This window comes from Dysgonomonas sp. 521, from assembly GCF_010501055.1.
Lineage (GTDB): Bacteria > Bacteroidota > Bacteroidia > Bacteroidales > Dysgonomonadaceae > Dysgonomonas.
In genome coordinates this window covers 54,779-67,178 of record NZ_QVMO01000002.1, presented here as the reverse complement: position 1 = coordinate 67,178, position 12,400 = coordinate 54,779, and the positions used below count along the sequence as shown (strand labels likewise).

Here is a 12,400-nt window from a genome sequence, read left to right as displayed (position 1 = left end):
GAAATTCAGGAAACTAATTAACTAATATTTAAATTATATTTTATGGCACAAGTTTATAGAGAGGTGTGGACCAGAGAAGTGATAAAGGGGTTCAATGCAGGCCTGAAAGATACATTTCTGGATGGAATAAAAGATTACAGCCAGTATGTAACAGGCGATGATGAAGCGCAAGTTATCCATTCCACTTACTTTGGTGTTCATCCTGATGTGTTGATTAATAACACAACTTACCCTATCGCAATTCAGGCACTGGATGGTAGCGATATACCCATTGCCCTGGATAAGTACCAAACAACAGCAACACCGATTACGGATGATGAGTTGTATGCTTTGGCTTATGACAAAATAAAGAACGTAAAAGAAGCACATTCTGAAGCTTTGGTTGAAAACAGACTAAAGAAAGCTATTCATGCTTTTGGCCCTGCATCAAATGCTGTTAATCATCCTGTCTTGGTTACAACCGGAGAAGTGGTTGGCAATCGCAGGCGTTTACGTTGGACAGATGTAATCAATATCCGTTCGGCTTATGCCAAGATGGGTGTTCCTATCGAATTTTTGCGTTTTGTCCTTTGTCCTGATCATGTCAATGACTTGCTTGTAGAAGAAACTTCTATGCTTGCAAAATCGTATGCAAACTTTACAGGCGGTGTTATCACGAATCAACTGGGTCTTGAGTTCAGGGAGTTTGCCAACAATCCATTCTACAATGTCGCTGCGAAAACAAAATTGTCATTCGGTGCAGTAGTGGATGATAGTACTGATATGCAGGCATCTGTTGTATTTCCACTTAAAAAAGTAGGTAAAGCAACCGGTGCAACCAAAATGTACTGGTCTGACGCAAAGAACGATCCGCAAAACCAGCGTAATCTGGTGAACTTCCGTAACTATTTTATTGCAATGCCTTTGATTGAAACAGGCTTTGCTGCAATAGTATCTGACATTGTATAACTATAATTCAGTGAGACAAATGAAAGCAAATCAAAAACAAATTGAAAAAGGCAAAAGCATTGCCAAACAACTGAAAACGGATACCCTTTTCATCAATGACAAGGGTGAATACTTCACCAGTGAGAACCGGGCGCAATTGTCGGTAAACGGTGACAAAAAGAAGTACCAGAAACTGGATTACTCAACATCTTTTTCTAATGAAAATGATGAAGCTGAAGAACTGGCTGAAATAAAGGCACTGCAATCAGTCGATGAAGTTCAGGCAATCCTTGACCTGGAACTTGAAGGTGCAGGCCGTGAAACAATTATCAAAGCGTGTGAAGATCGCATTGCTGAACTTAAAAACTAAGCTTATATGAGTTTAAGAGGTGTAACATTACAAGAAGGCAGGATTGGTGCAAACGTTGCAGGTGACAGCCGTGAATTTGGCATCATCTGTAGCGGTATAGCAGTTCAGGACAAAGCCCAATTGAACACCACTTACAAGTTGTTAAGGCCTTCTGATGCTGAAGCAATAGGCATAACAGAAGAATACGACACAACAAATAAGGTAAGGGTGTACAGGCACATATCCGAATTTTACCGCCGTGCCGGTGAAGGCCGTGCATTGCATCTGCGATTGATTGCACAATCGTTCAAGCCTGCTGATATGGTTGAATCTGCCAAAATACTGGTAGTAGAAGCCGACGGCATGATATCAGATTTAGCTTTTGGTTATAACCCGCCTGCCGGTTACCTGGAAACAATGGCTGATGGCTTCAATTCCGATGTGCGGGCTGCGATTGGGCCGCTTCAACAATTTGCGGTGTGGACTGATGAAAACGATATGCCTTTGCACACTATTCTGGAAGGCCGTGCGCTTGCCGATGATGCTTCAGGTGCAATAGACCTGCGTGCGCTGAAAGTTGGAGATGCAACCCTTGAGGCAGCCAAAGTAACGATTGTATTTGGCCAGGACTGGGTGTATGCAGATACACTTGATGATCTGGGTAAAAAGTATGCAGATGTAGGTACTTTTCTGGGTGTGATAGCATCGCAAGCCTGGAACCGTAATCCCGGTGAAGTGGAAACGCAAAACCTGACTGATGCAACACTTGGTGTTTGGACTATCGGAGGCTTGAGTAACCACAAAAAATACAGTGAGGTATTTGAAAGCCTGGAATCATTGAATGACAAAGGATATGTATTCCCTATCAAATATCAGGGCCTTACAGGCTACTGGTGGAACGATGGCCATGTATGCGCGCCTATAATAATAGATGCACAAGGCAATATGAACCAGCACATGATTTACTACAGCCACACGATGGATGAAGCGAAGCGCAATTTGCGCCGTGTGTACCTGCCTGAAGTAAAGAAACCAGTACAACTTGAATCTGGTAAACTACCAACAGGCATGGTTGGCTATTATAATGCAATAGGAGATCGGGAATTTGAACGCCTGGCAGGTAATGAACTGATATCAGAAGGCAAAACATATACGGATGCCAACAGCGATCTGTTGATTGCCAAAGTTCTGAATATTGATTTCGGTGTTGTGCCAACAGGCTGTATCAATGAGATACTGGGAACTATCAATCTTAAAAATCAAGCGTAATGGCACGAGTAAAAAGAATGGGTGAAGTATATTCTGCAGGTGATGTAACAGTTACCGTTGCCGGCATATACGATTTCGATCCGCTTGCAATAACCTATGGCTATACTTATGCGCATGAGTATCAGAGAGGCCTAAGACGGAAGCCGCGAGGTTGGCGGATGGGACCGATAGAATACGAAGCAAGCATGACACTGGCGCTGGATGTTGCTGCCGATCTTGAAAAGAAGTTTGGCGATTTGGCATTAATCAGGCCGTTCCCAGTGAACGTAACCTTTGCCAACTTCGAAAATGAAATGATACATGACATCGTCTGGATGAAATTCACAGGCAACAAGCGTGAAGTGACAGGCGATGGCGAGCTACAGAACGAATACGAAATGTTCGTCCTGGATATGACTCTAAATATAGATTAAAATTAATTCAAAATAAACAATGAAAGAAGAAACAAAAAATCAAGAACTGCCTGCTGGCATTACCGCTGAAATGATTGCCGCAGCTAAAGAAAAACATGGCGCGGACAAAGTAAAGATGATCGACATCGCTAAAAATGAAGAAGGTACTGAATTTATGACCGTTCTTGCCATCGTACCCACCAGAACCGTTTTGGGCCAATATACAAAGATGGACCGGGTTGACCCTAAAAGGGCTGATGAGCTTCTGGTAAAGGCGTGCCTGCTTTCGCATAAAGATATTGTCGTTGCTGATGACGGTTTATTTAACGGTGCTTTATCTGGTATCGCCGAACTCATCCCTGTAAGACGTGCAGTAGTAAAAAACTGCTAACGCAACTTTCTGACATTCCCAAAATTGAGGATTTAGAAAGTTGCTTACAGGAAGGTAAAGACGATCAGTTCTTTGCTATGTTGGATGCAATGATACGCTTTTATTTCAAAGAGAATCCCGATATGCTGGATGATTTTGAATATGTAAAACGGTGGAAAGAATTACAATGGTTAGGTAACGAAGGCTTTTTAAGAGGTATAAGGTTATGAATTTCGATTTTTCAGGCAGGTATCAGGCTGCGTTTGGTTTCACACCAGGACACATCAGCAATGCACTTATCGAAGCTGGTTTCGACAGGGCAATCAAGCAAAGGCATGATACTAATTTTCAGGCATCGGTGTATGCGTTTGACAATAACACCCACTTTGATGCCGTGACGTTAAGAAACAATTCCAAAGAATATCTGTTTGCTTACCGCGAACTGGCTGAAGAATACAGTGAAGTATTTGCCACGCCTCCGGTTATCAGCCTGAAAAGGAGTAAAAGACTAATCATTACGCCTGTTGACAACAGCGATATTGAGGTTATCGAGCGGTTCAGTACAGAGCCTTACCAGATAACGATGCGAGGATTGCTGATAGATATGGAAGAACACTGCTTTCCACTTGATAAGCTGGAAACGCTTAATGACATATTCGAAGTAAACAGCATCTGGAAGGTAGATAGTGAAATACTATCGGCTGTGCGTGTCGATTCCATCGTGATTCAGGATTTGGATATCGAATTTGTAGAAGGATACGAAGATACCATTGCATACAATATTACAGCAAGGGCAACCAAATCAATAGAATATCAATTAATCAATGAGAATTAGTCAATTTGAAAATATGCCAATGTGCCAATTGGCGCAAAACAACAAGTTATTTACGAATATGCTAATTAGCTAATTTACAAATTAAAAAATGAAGAATTTAATTTTAATAATCAGTGCTATGTTACTATTTATGAATATGACAGCACAAGTACAGCTTGGTAATGTTTCTCTAAAAAACGTCAATGCTTTTGACATTGACGAGAACATACTTGAAATGAGTAATACGGCTCAAATCACCATACCACGCAACTATGTAAAACTGGAAGGCAAATCAATCCTGGAACAAATCAAGGCTGGTGATAAAGTCACAATTGATGCCGGTTATGATGGTGTGCTTGCGCGTGAATTTACCGGCTACATCCGCGAGATAGAAAGCGATATACCGCTGATTATTCACTGTGATGATGAAACCTATCCTTTGCGACAAACCAATTATGTGAAAAGCTATAAGGATGCAACACTAAAACAGGTACTGACTGATATTATACCATCATCAATAAAATTTGATTGTCCTGATGTAAGGATCGGCAAATACCAGATAGATAATGCCAGTGCCTTTGCCGTGCTTCAGGACTTGATGAAGCATTACGGATTATACAGCAGGCTGCAGGAAGGTATCTTGAAGGTTGGCCTGGCTTATGAGTTTGGTGAAAAAACAGACACGCATATTTACACCATCAATGCTCCAGCTGATAATATGTACCTGGCTAATGTAAAAAAGAACGATCTGAAATTCAAGCGAAAAGAAGATTTTAAAGTAAGGTATAAAGCGATATCCAACAATCCGAATGGTAAAAAAACAACCGTTATAGTGGGTAATAAGGAAAAAGATGCATCAGAACGCACGCTGAACTTTGCCGGGCCAATGACTGAAGCAGAACTTCGTGAACGTGCCAACGCAGTGATGGCAAAAACGGTCTATGATGGCTATACCGGGGATATTACAGGCTTTGGTTTGCCACGCACACACGCTGGTGATGCACTTGAAATACGCGATAGCCTGGAACCTGATCGCGCCGGCAAATACCTGATAGAAAAAGTAAATATTAATTATAGCGATTCATCCGGCTTTTCCAGGAAGAATACATTAAGCTATAAAATCTAATGTGCTAATTAGCTAACAATATTGTCGCTTTGCGTCAATTGGCACATTCTCATATTGGCACATTTTCAAATTGATTTAAGGCTTAAAACTGTGTGATTGATAAAACATACGGCTTACAGGTGTAAAATTGAAATTAAACGATTTTAAAGCGGTATTAAAGTATATAAATGGGACAACTGGAACAAACAATCGAGCAGGCAATAAAATCACAGGCTGGTAAGATGCAGATAAAAACAGTGTGTTGGGGTGTGGTTACAGAGGTGACCGAAACAACATGCACGGTAGAACGTGATGAAGCGCCCACCCTGTATGATGTATTGCTGAATGCTATTGATGATGATCTGCAAAGCTATGTAACAGTATATCCGGAAGTGGGTAGCAACGTGCTGGTAGCTATTGTAGAGAATCTGAAAACTGAAGCAGTGATTGTCAAATGTTCAGAGGTTGAAAAGGTTAAAATCAAGATCGGTGAACAAACTCTTATAATGGATAAAGAAGGTTTTGTTTTCAATGATGGTAAGAATCAAGGTTTAGTGAAGATTGTTAATATGGTTGATTGGATGGTAAAGCTATACACTGACTTACAAACATTGAAGGACCTCTTATCTACACACCTGGTAGCGGGTAACGGTTCACCGCTTGGTTTAATCTTTAATCCAATAACACCTTCACCTTCAGTAAAGATGTTTGAAAACGAAAAGATAAAACAATGACAGGCATATTAGTTGACGAAAATTACGATCTGCAGGTAGCTGTGAAAAGAGACAGCAACGGGCTGATCACACAAGGCCTTGTGCTTGGTAATATCGATTACCAGCGTTGCAAGTTTATCATCATTGCGCAAAAAGGTGAATTTAAACAAGTGCCAACGCTTGGTTTAGGTATTGATAACTACCTGAAGAAAACCATATCAGCACACGAAAAGCAAAAATTTATAACAGAATTGAAATCTGAATTGTCATCCGATGGCATCAAAGCTCAAATCAGGATCACAGGCAATGATATTTCAAAATTCACAATCGACATTTAATATATGGACTTTTTAATACACATAGATCAGTATCTGCCAAAATCGAAGCTTGTAATGCTTCTTTGGCTATTTGTAATCATCGCAGTTTTCATTGACCTGATGGCAGGGCTGTATAAGGCCAAAAGCCTGCGTTACCTGATCACTTCAGACGGATTGAAACGCAGTGTGCCAAAATTGCTGCTATATCTTGCCCTGATGGCTTTCGGAGGTATGATAGATATCACAATTTATGGTTCGGAAATGGTATCGATACCAATATTTTCTATTCTGTTTTGCCTGTTTGTCTTGGTGATTGAAGGCAAGTCGGTTTTTGAACGTGCTGATGAAAAGGAACGGAAACGGATTGCCGGCGGGGCAAAAGATGTAACTGCAATATTATCCAGCAGGGAAGATTTTATCAAAGCCATTGATGAATATTTGAAAAAGGCAGATAACAATGAGAAAGATAAATAACATAATCCTGCATTGTTCGGCGACACAAGAAGGGCAAAGCTTCACCGTAGAAGATATCACCCGGTGGCACAAGGCGCGAGGTTTCAGGACAATCGGTTATCACTTTGTCATCTATCTGGATGGCACTGTACACAAAGGCCGCGATATATCCGAAATAGGCGCACACGTTGCAGGGCATAACGCTGGCAGCATCGGCATCTGCTACATCGGGGGCTTAGATGCTAACGGCAACCCGAAAGATACACGCACACCGGAACAAATAGCAGCAATGGCTGCGCTTATATCCGGCTTGAAAGCTTTTTTGCCGGATGCTACGATTCACGGACATTATGAATTTGCAAATAAGGCCTGCCCATGTTTTGACGTACAAAAAGAATACAACGATGAAAAACTTTAAAACAACTTTAAAAATAGCCTTCATAGGTTCAGTACTGGCTTTGGCTGTTAGCTGCAAAACACAACAGCCACAAACACAGGTAGAGATAAAAACCATTGAAAAAGAAGTCGAGAAACTTGTGCCATACGCTTTACCGCCTGATAGTGCCGCAATCGAAGCCCTGTTTGAATGTGACAGCCTGAACCAGGTGCAACTGAAGGAACTGAAAGAACTGAAAGCAAAAGGCTGGCAAAGCAGCTTCTTTTTCAACAATGGTTTCCTGCAATATAAAATGTACCAGCCGCCCGATACAATTTATATACCGGGCAAAGACAGGTACATATATCAGGATGTTCCGGTGGAAGTGGTGAAAGAAGTGATTGTATATAAGCAAACCGATTGGCAGATCGTTTGCGGGTGGTTCGGTAAAATATTTATGGCTGTTATAGGTATTGGTTTAATAGTATTGGTTTTGAAATGGAAACGATTGTTTTAGATGGACAAAGTTTGTTTGATATTGCAATTCAGCAATCAGGTTCTGCTGAAGCTGCCTTTGCTTTATCTGTAGCAAATGATATAAGTATTTCGGGTGAAGTATCGGCTAATACTTCACTTGAAAATACTTCCATCTTAAACAGGCGATTTACAGAATATTACAAATTAAAGAATCTGAAACCCACAACTTATTCATCAAACCCCGGTGAAATAAGATTGAGAGGTATCGGGAATATGGCAATTGAAAAAGACTTTATAGTATCTGATGACAGTAAATGACATATATAAAATAATGACTGATGCCTATATAAGCGATCCTGAAGTGATTGCCAGATATGGACTGACAGAAGGCAAAACCTTTGATGAGCAATTTTCTGCAGCTTCTATCGAGAGGATTATGTTTTTTAATGCTGCTGTTGCCATGTATGTAAATTACCAGACATACACCCAGCATACAACGGATATTGACAGGAAGCTGAAAGACGAAAAGGTACACAGTACTGGATGGTACACTATGATGGCTTTATTGTTCCAGTATGGTTACGAGCTGGCAGGCGACACAGATGCTTATGATAATTCAGGGCTTACTGAAGAACAAATTGAAGCTTCACGGGTGGTTAAGTTCGCTGCTGCAGTAAGCCCAATGAATAAAAGTATCTTATACATAAAGACCGCAACTGAGGTAAATGGCGTGAAGCAACCGTTGCCCGATGAAGTGTTTGCTGCTTTCAAAGCTTATATTCTTAAAATCCAGGATGCAGGTGTTAAGATTAAGTTCATTAATGATCCTGCAGATGAAATGCGTGTTGAAATGGATGTGTATTACAATCCGTTGGTACTGGATAAGAATGGTAAACGCCTGGACGGCACGAATGATACACCTGTGCCTGATGCTATCCGCAACTATGTGCACAACCTGATTTTTAACAGCAGGTATGCCAATGTGAAGCTGGTAGATGCTGTACAGGCTGTTGATGGTGTGGAACTGCCAGAACTGAAAAAAGCATCATCCAGGTATGGTGTTTATACCGATTTTAAAGAAATAGACGCTATTGAAATAGCACATGCAGGCTATTATACTATTTCGGATGCAAACCTGATCCTAAAGTATATTCCTTATGAGTAACTATTACAACATCAATTATTCACGTATAGGTGTGTTGCTGCTTCCTACATTTTTAAGGCAGCCAATTGCTTCAGCTTTTATAAGGGCTATAATGCAACCTTTGGATAATATGAATGATGAGTTTAATGAATACAGGGAATCACTTGATATTGGGACTTATTCCCAGGTATGTTACCTGCAGGGCCTTATTAATGACAATTTCGATCCACTGGAAAGACGAATCAGGATCAGGCAGGCAGCACTGGATGAAGATGCCTTTTTGTTTTGGAAAAGAAACACCAATAAACCTGTACGATTGTATAAAAGGTCTTCACCCGGATTTGTACCCAGGCTAATGAGTAGGAAAGGGTTTATAGGCACTGAGAACCCAGATTTTGAAATTGTATTGCCTGTTGGTTTTACGCTTTCTGAAAATGAAGAAACCTATATGCGCGCATTGATAAATCAGAATAAACTGGCTTCTAAAACATATATTATAACAAATGGATAAGACTAATTTTTTAGCAAAAGATGATTTTCCTGCAGCCTCTGATGATCTTGACAGGCTACAGAATGCAACATATATGGTTGCAGCTTTGGCATTGTTAGGTGGTGCAAACTATATATTATCAGGGTGTGCGGATGATGGTTCAAATGTTGCGCCGGGTATGATCGTAATCAATGGTGAGATCTTACCGTTTCAGGGAGGTGCGAAGAAAAGCAAGATCACTATCCAGGAAACCAAAACAACACTTGAGGCCTTTGATGAAACATATCCGGAAGCATATATTGATCGGGTTGCCGTATTTGCTAATGAAGGCCAGTACAATTGGGCTGACTTTAAACAGGTATTAACCAATCAGGAACTGGAAACAAAGATATCACAGGTAAGAGGTGAACCGCCAGGCATGAAAATTGACTGGACTGGCAGGCTGGATCGCATCCCTGATAATTACATGCTGGCTGATGGTCGTATAATGAAAACTTCTGAATATCCCGATTTAGCCTGGTTTTATGGCAAGGAGAATGAAGAAAGCTTTACGTTGCCCGATTTACGTCACATGTTTATTACAGGCTATGATTCTACTAAAACGGATTATGATTCTATTGGCAAAAGTGGAGGAAATTCAAAGATTACACTAAGCATAGAACAAATGCCAAACCACGCACACGGCATCAAATTTACCGAAAACAAGTGGGGTGACAATGCAAACAGTCGTCCTTTCCCGGACGCAACAGGTTCAGCGGGATATACAGCGCAAACTGAAGCTGTAGGAGGCGGTGAAGAAATAGACATTCGGCCCGAATATTATGTATTGGCCTATATTATTAAAGTTAAATATTGAATAGCAATGATAGATTTACTTACAATATTATCATATTATAAAAAAGGAAAAGAGCCTACAGAAAAGCAATTTGCGGATTCATGGAAGTCTTTTTGGCATAAATCGGAAAGATTACCGCAAACGCAAATACTCGGTCTAACCGATGCCCTCAATGATTTAGAACAAAATAAAGCCTCTCATGCGGATTTGGAAGCCGTAAAAGAAGAAAACAAACACAATCTCGGCTATTTTTCCACGCTTGAAAAGTTGGAGGCGGATATTGCTAGCGGTACGGTGCGACAACCACAAGCGGGCGACAAAGCGGGTATTTTAGATACTGGCACTATATGGGAGTATAAAAACGATTCGTGGTCTGATACAGGTGTAGCAATATCCGAAGATATACCCGCCGTGTATGCTCAATTATCCATTATATCGAATAGTGAGTATCTTTTCGCCATCACAGACACATCAACGGCTATCCTTTGCGGTTTCCGCCGTAACGGAGAAATCTATGTCGCCAAAGGCATGCCCGAAGATACCAAAGCAGCCCTTAAGCTAAAACTTAACTATACAGATGTTGTAAACGTATTAGGCAACACGGGCAAACCTATATCCGACACAGCCGTGAACGCCGCTATCGGCGCAATATCGAGAATACTATCCGTTGTAACCGATAACGAGGGGCGAATAGAAGTGACGCTGGACGCTGAAAACAGGATTTTATCGTATCGCCGTAAGGACGGTACAAAGTGGGAATGTACCTTTGAGACTGAAACAGCAACCATAAATGACAGGATAAAACTATCTGTCAAAGCCATAACCCAACTTAAACAGGATTTAATAGACAGCGGTTTTTCTCCGGGCAAAGGTACAGGCGACTGGTCGGAACAATCCGATATTGCCATACCTATACCGAGAGTTGCGGCGCGGATAAACCTTATTGTTTCAAGGATGCCATCGGGTAAATTTGACGATATACACGCAATATTGGAATATTGGGATAAGGACGGTAACTATTTCAGGAAGCCCATTATTCTGAATGCACAGGGCACATCGTCAATGGCATACATGGTAAAAAACCTATCTGTAGACTTTACCGACTGTAAAATCAAGTTTGGGAACTGGGTAGCACAAGACAGCTTCCATATAAAGAAATATTATATAGACGCTTTCAGGGGGCAATGTAACGTAAGTTACAAGCTATGCGAACAAATGTACCAAACACGCCCGGTTGGGGAAAGAAAGCCTTATCAAAGCGTTTACCCGTCTGCAACTGCATACGATGGCACAGGCATATTGAAAGCTGATATAGTAAACGAGGCTTTATGCCATCCTGATGGCTTTCCCGTTGTTATATACGTCAATGAAGAATTTTACGGCCTGTATGCTCTCAACCTTAAGAAGCATCGCGATAATTATGCAGCCAATAAAGGTGATTCAAAACATATCATTCTGGACGGCAATTTATCTTTAAGTACATTTTGGCAAAACAATATCGTATGGTCTGAATTTGAAGTACGCAACCCGAAAGACTTGATAGACATAAACGGAAATGAGTATAACGGCGACTATCCGAAAGAACTGTCAAATACGGACGTTTTTTCAAAAGAGGTGAAAGATAATATTGTGAGGCTCAGTAATGCCTTGCCTACTTTTTCGGGGTCTACTACCAAAGCCGAATTTGAACAATACTTCGATGTGCCTTTCTTTATTGATTATTTCGTACACGCTCAATTTGTCTACAATTTTGACGGTTTCGCCAAAAATTGGATATGGTGTACATGGGATGGGCTTAAATGGTGTCCTACTTTTTACGACCATGATAGTGTGTTCGGTATGCACTGGCGGGGCAATATGGTAAAACGTAACAGTTTGAGCGCTATTCTTGGGCTCGAAAACCGTTTGCCGTCTTATTGGCTTAACCAATTATATAAACCCGAAATTCAAGCCCGCTATAAGGAGTTAAGGGATAAAGGGATATTTACGGCTGAAAACGTTGTCAATCTCTTTAATGAGTGGGTTGAAATGATAGGTTCGGACATGTATAAAAAGGAGTTTGAGAAATGGGGCGAAACACCTTCATATCGCAAATCCTATATTAATGAAGCATATTGGAAGCTTGTCGGCGATGAGTGGGATAACGGCACAGAGTATAACAACGCAACTGCTTACAATGTAGGCGATAAATGCAAATACCAAACTTTCCTTTTTGAATGTATAGATCCATCAACGGGCAATGCGCCTTTAACAAAGCTATACGATAACGTACCCAATGCGCTCGGCTTTTACAATTCGATTGAACGCATCGAAAAATGGGTAACGGCTAAACTCGTGAACCTGGACTTATATTTCAATTACAATTAAAA

General features: G+C 40.9%; 17 protein-coding genes. All 17 read left to right on the top strand.

All coding sequences use genetic code 11. The annotated features are described in order from the left end of the window. Nucleotides 1-42: 42 nt before the first annotated feature. The 17 genes from D0T84_RS01250 to D0T84_RS01170 all read left to right on the top strand — a co-directional run bounded on the left by D0T84_RS01250 (nucleotide 43) and on the right by D0T84_RS01170 (nucleotide 12,398). Nucleotides 43-948, top strand: a complete 906-nt coding sequence (locus D0T84_RS01250) for a hypothetical protein (RefSeq protein ID WP_163305102.1) — start codon at nucleotides 43-45, stop codon at nucleotides 946-948. 19 nt (nucleotides 949-967) lie between these two features. After that, the gene (locus D0T84_RS01245) at nucleotides 968-1,297 is read left to right on the top strand and encodes a hypothetical protein (RefSeq protein WP_163305100.1); all 330 of its coding nucleotides are present in this window, start codon (nucleotides 968-970) and stop codon (nucleotides 1,295-1,297) included. Between the two features lie 6 nt (nucleotides 1,298-1,303). Further along, entirely contained in the window at nucleotides 1,304-2,545 is a 1,242-nt protein-coding gene (locus tag D0T84_RS01240; RefSeq protein WP_163305098.1) for a DUF2586 family protein, read from the top strand. Further along, entirely contained in the window at nucleotides 2,545-2,958 is a 414-nt protein-coding gene (locus D0T84_RS01235; RefSeq protein WP_163305096.1) for a hypothetical protein, read from the top strand. The genes D0T84_RS01240 and D0T84_RS01235 overlap by 1 nt, the downstream gene beginning before the upstream one ends. Nucleotides 2,959-2,977: 19 nt before the next feature. Continuing rightward, complete coding sequence (locus tag D0T84_RS01230) at nucleotides 2,978-3,328, top strand: hypothetical protein (RefSeq protein WP_163305094.1); 351 nt, start codon at nucleotides 2,978-2,980, stop codon at nucleotides 3,326-3,328. Nucleotides 3,329-3,533: 205 nt separating this feature from the next. Next, a complete protein-coding gene (locus tag D0T84_RS01225) occupies nucleotides 3,534-4,142 on the top strand; it encodes a DUF6046 domain-containing protein (RefSeq protein WP_163305092.1) in 609 nt (202 codons plus the stop codon). 88 nt (nucleotides 4,143-4,230) lie between these two features. Beyond that, complete coding sequence (locus D0T84_RS01220) at nucleotides 4,231-5,247, top strand: hypothetical protein (RefSeq protein ID WP_163305090.1); 1,017 nt, start codon at nucleotides 4,231-4,233, stop codon at nucleotides 5,245-5,247. A 167-nt stretch (nucleotides 5,248-5,414) separates the two neighbouring features. Then, a complete protein-coding gene (locus tag D0T84_RS01215) occupies nucleotides 5,415-5,960 on the top strand; it encodes a hypothetical protein (protein WP_163305088.1) in 546 nt (181 codons plus the stop codon). Next, the gene (locus D0T84_RS01210) at nucleotides 5,957-6,277 is read left to right on the top strand and encodes a hypothetical protein (protein WP_163305086.1); all 321 of its coding nucleotides are present in this window, start codon (nucleotides 5,957-5,959) and stop codon (nucleotides 6,275-6,277) included. The genes D0T84_RS01215 and D0T84_RS01210 overlap by 4 nt, the downstream gene beginning before the upstream one ends. A 3-nt stretch (nucleotides 6,278-6,280) precedes the next feature. Continuing rightward, nucleotides 6,281-6,730 (top strand): phage holin family protein, encoded by a 450-nt coding sequence (locus D0T84_RS01205; RefSeq protein WP_163305084.1) that lies wholly within the window; start codon nucleotides 6,281-6,283, stop codon nucleotides 6,728-6,730. After that, a complete protein-coding gene (locus tag D0T84_RS01200) occupies nucleotides 6,714-7,127 on the top strand; it encodes an N-acetylmuramoyl-L-alanine amidase (RefSeq protein ID WP_163305082.1) in 414 nt (137 codons plus the stop codon). The genes D0T84_RS01205 and D0T84_RS01200 overlap by 17 nt, the downstream gene beginning before the upstream one ends. Beyond that, the gene (locus D0T84_RS01195) at nucleotides 7,114-7,602 is read left to right on the top strand and encodes a hypothetical protein (RefSeq protein ID WP_163305080.1); all 489 of its coding nucleotides are present in this window, start codon (nucleotides 7,114-7,116) and stop codon (nucleotides 7,600-7,602) included. The genes D0T84_RS01200 and D0T84_RS01195 overlap by 14 nt, the downstream gene beginning before the upstream one ends. After that, nucleotides 7,584-7,880 (top strand): hypothetical protein, encoded by a 297-nt coding sequence (locus tag D0T84_RS01190; RefSeq protein WP_163305078.1) that lies wholly within the window; start codon nucleotides 7,584-7,586, stop codon nucleotides 7,878-7,880. The genes D0T84_RS01195 and D0T84_RS01190 overlap by 19 nt, the downstream gene beginning before the upstream one ends. Then, nucleotides 7,867-8,727 carry a hypothetical protein gene (locus D0T84_RS01185; protein WP_163305076.1) on the top strand — a complete coding sequence of 287 codons (861 nt, stop codon included), beginning with the start codon at nucleotides 7,867-7,869 and terminating at the stop codon, nucleotides 8,725-8,727. Before D0T84_RS01190 ends, D0T84_RS01185 begins: the two co-directional genes overlap by 14 nt. After that, nucleotides 8,720-9,217, top strand: coding sequence for a hypothetical protein (locus tag D0T84_RS01180; RefSeq protein ID WP_163305074.1), 498 nt, complete (start codon nucleotides 8,720-8,722; stop codon nucleotides 9,215-9,217). The genes D0T84_RS01185 and D0T84_RS01180 overlap by 8 nt, the downstream gene beginning before the upstream one ends. After that, entirely contained in the window at nucleotides 9,210-10,052 is an 843-nt protein-coding gene (locus D0T84_RS01175) for a tail fiber protein (protein WP_163305072.1), read from the top strand. The genes D0T84_RS01180 and D0T84_RS01175 overlap by 8 nt, the downstream gene beginning before the upstream one ends. A 6-nt stretch (nucleotides 10,053-10,058) precedes the next feature. Continuing rightward, entirely contained in the window at nucleotides 10,059-12,398 is a 2,340-nt protein-coding gene (locus tag D0T84_RS01170; protein ID WP_163305069.1) for a CotH kinase family protein, read from the top strand. Nucleotides 12,399-12,400: the final 2 nt, after the last annotated feature.

Excerpts from the sequence above, each read along its gene's own strand:
- D0T84_RS01175 (WP_163305072.1), top strand. The coding sequence starts at position 9,210 with ATGGATAAGACTAATTTTTTAGCAAAAGATGATTTTCCTGCAGCCTCT.
- D0T84_RS01190 (WP_163305078.1), top strand. The coding sequence starts at position 7,584 with ATGGAAACGATTGTTTTAGATGGACAAAGTTTGTTTGATATTGCAATT.
- D0T84_RS01210 (WP_163305086.1), top strand. The coding sequence starts at position 5,957 with ATGACAGGCATATTAGTTGACGAAAATTACGATCTGCAGGTAGCTGTG.
- D0T84_RS01250 (WP_163305102.1), top strand. The coding sequence starts at position 43 with ATGGCACAAGTTTATAGAGAGGTGTGGACCAGAGAAGTGATAAAGGGG.
- D0T84_RS01230 (WP_163305094.1), top strand. The coding sequence starts at position 2,978 with ATGAAAGAAGAAACAAAAAATCAAGAACTGCCTGCTGGCATTACCGCT.
- D0T84_RS01215 (WP_163305088.1), top strand. The coding sequence starts at position 5,415 with ATGGGACAACTGGAACAAACAATCGAGCAGGCAATAAAATCACAGGCT.
- D0T84_RS01240 (WP_163305098.1), top strand. The coding sequence starts at position 1,304 with ATGAGTTTAAGAGGTGTAACATTACAAGAAGGCAGGATTGGTGCAAAC.
- D0T84_RS01180 (WP_163305074.1), top strand. The coding sequence starts at position 8,720 with ATGAGTAACTATTACAACATCAATTATTCACGTATAGGTGTGTTGCTG.
- D0T84_RS01185 (WP_163305076.1), top strand. The coding sequence starts at position 7,867 with ATGACAGTAAATGACATATATAAAATAATGACTGATGCCTATATAAGC.
- D0T84_RS01225 (WP_163305092.1), top strand. The coding sequence starts at position 3,534 with ATGAATTTCGATTTTTCAGGCAGGTATCAGGCTGCGTTTGGTTTCACA.
- D0T84_RS01195 (WP_163305080.1), top strand. The coding sequence starts at position 7,114 with ATGAAAAACTTTAAAACAACTTTAAAAATAGCCTTCATAGGTTCAGTA.
- D0T84_RS01220 (WP_163305090.1), top strand. The coding sequence starts at position 4,231 with ATGAAGAATTTAATTTTAATAATCAGTGCTATGTTACTATTTATGAAT.
- D0T84_RS01235 (WP_163305096.1), top strand. The coding sequence starts at position 2,545 with ATGGCACGAGTAAAAAGAATGGGTGAAGTATATTCTGCAGGTGATGTA.
- D0T84_RS01245 (WP_163305100.1), top strand. The coding sequence starts at position 968 with ATGAAAGCAAATCAAAAACAAATTGAAAAAGGCAAAAGCATTGCCAAA.
- D0T84_RS01200 (WP_163305082.1), top strand. The coding sequence starts at position 6,714 with ATGAGAAAGATAAATAACATAATCCTGCATTGTTCGGCGACACAAGAA.
- D0T84_RS01205 (WP_163305084.1), top strand. The coding sequence starts at position 6,281 with ATGGACTTTTTAATACACATAGATCAGTATCTGCCAAAATCGAAGCTT.
- D0T84_RS01170 (WP_163305069.1), top strand. The coding sequence starts at position 10,059 with ATGATAGATTTACTTACAATATTATCATATTATAAAAAAGGAAAAGAG.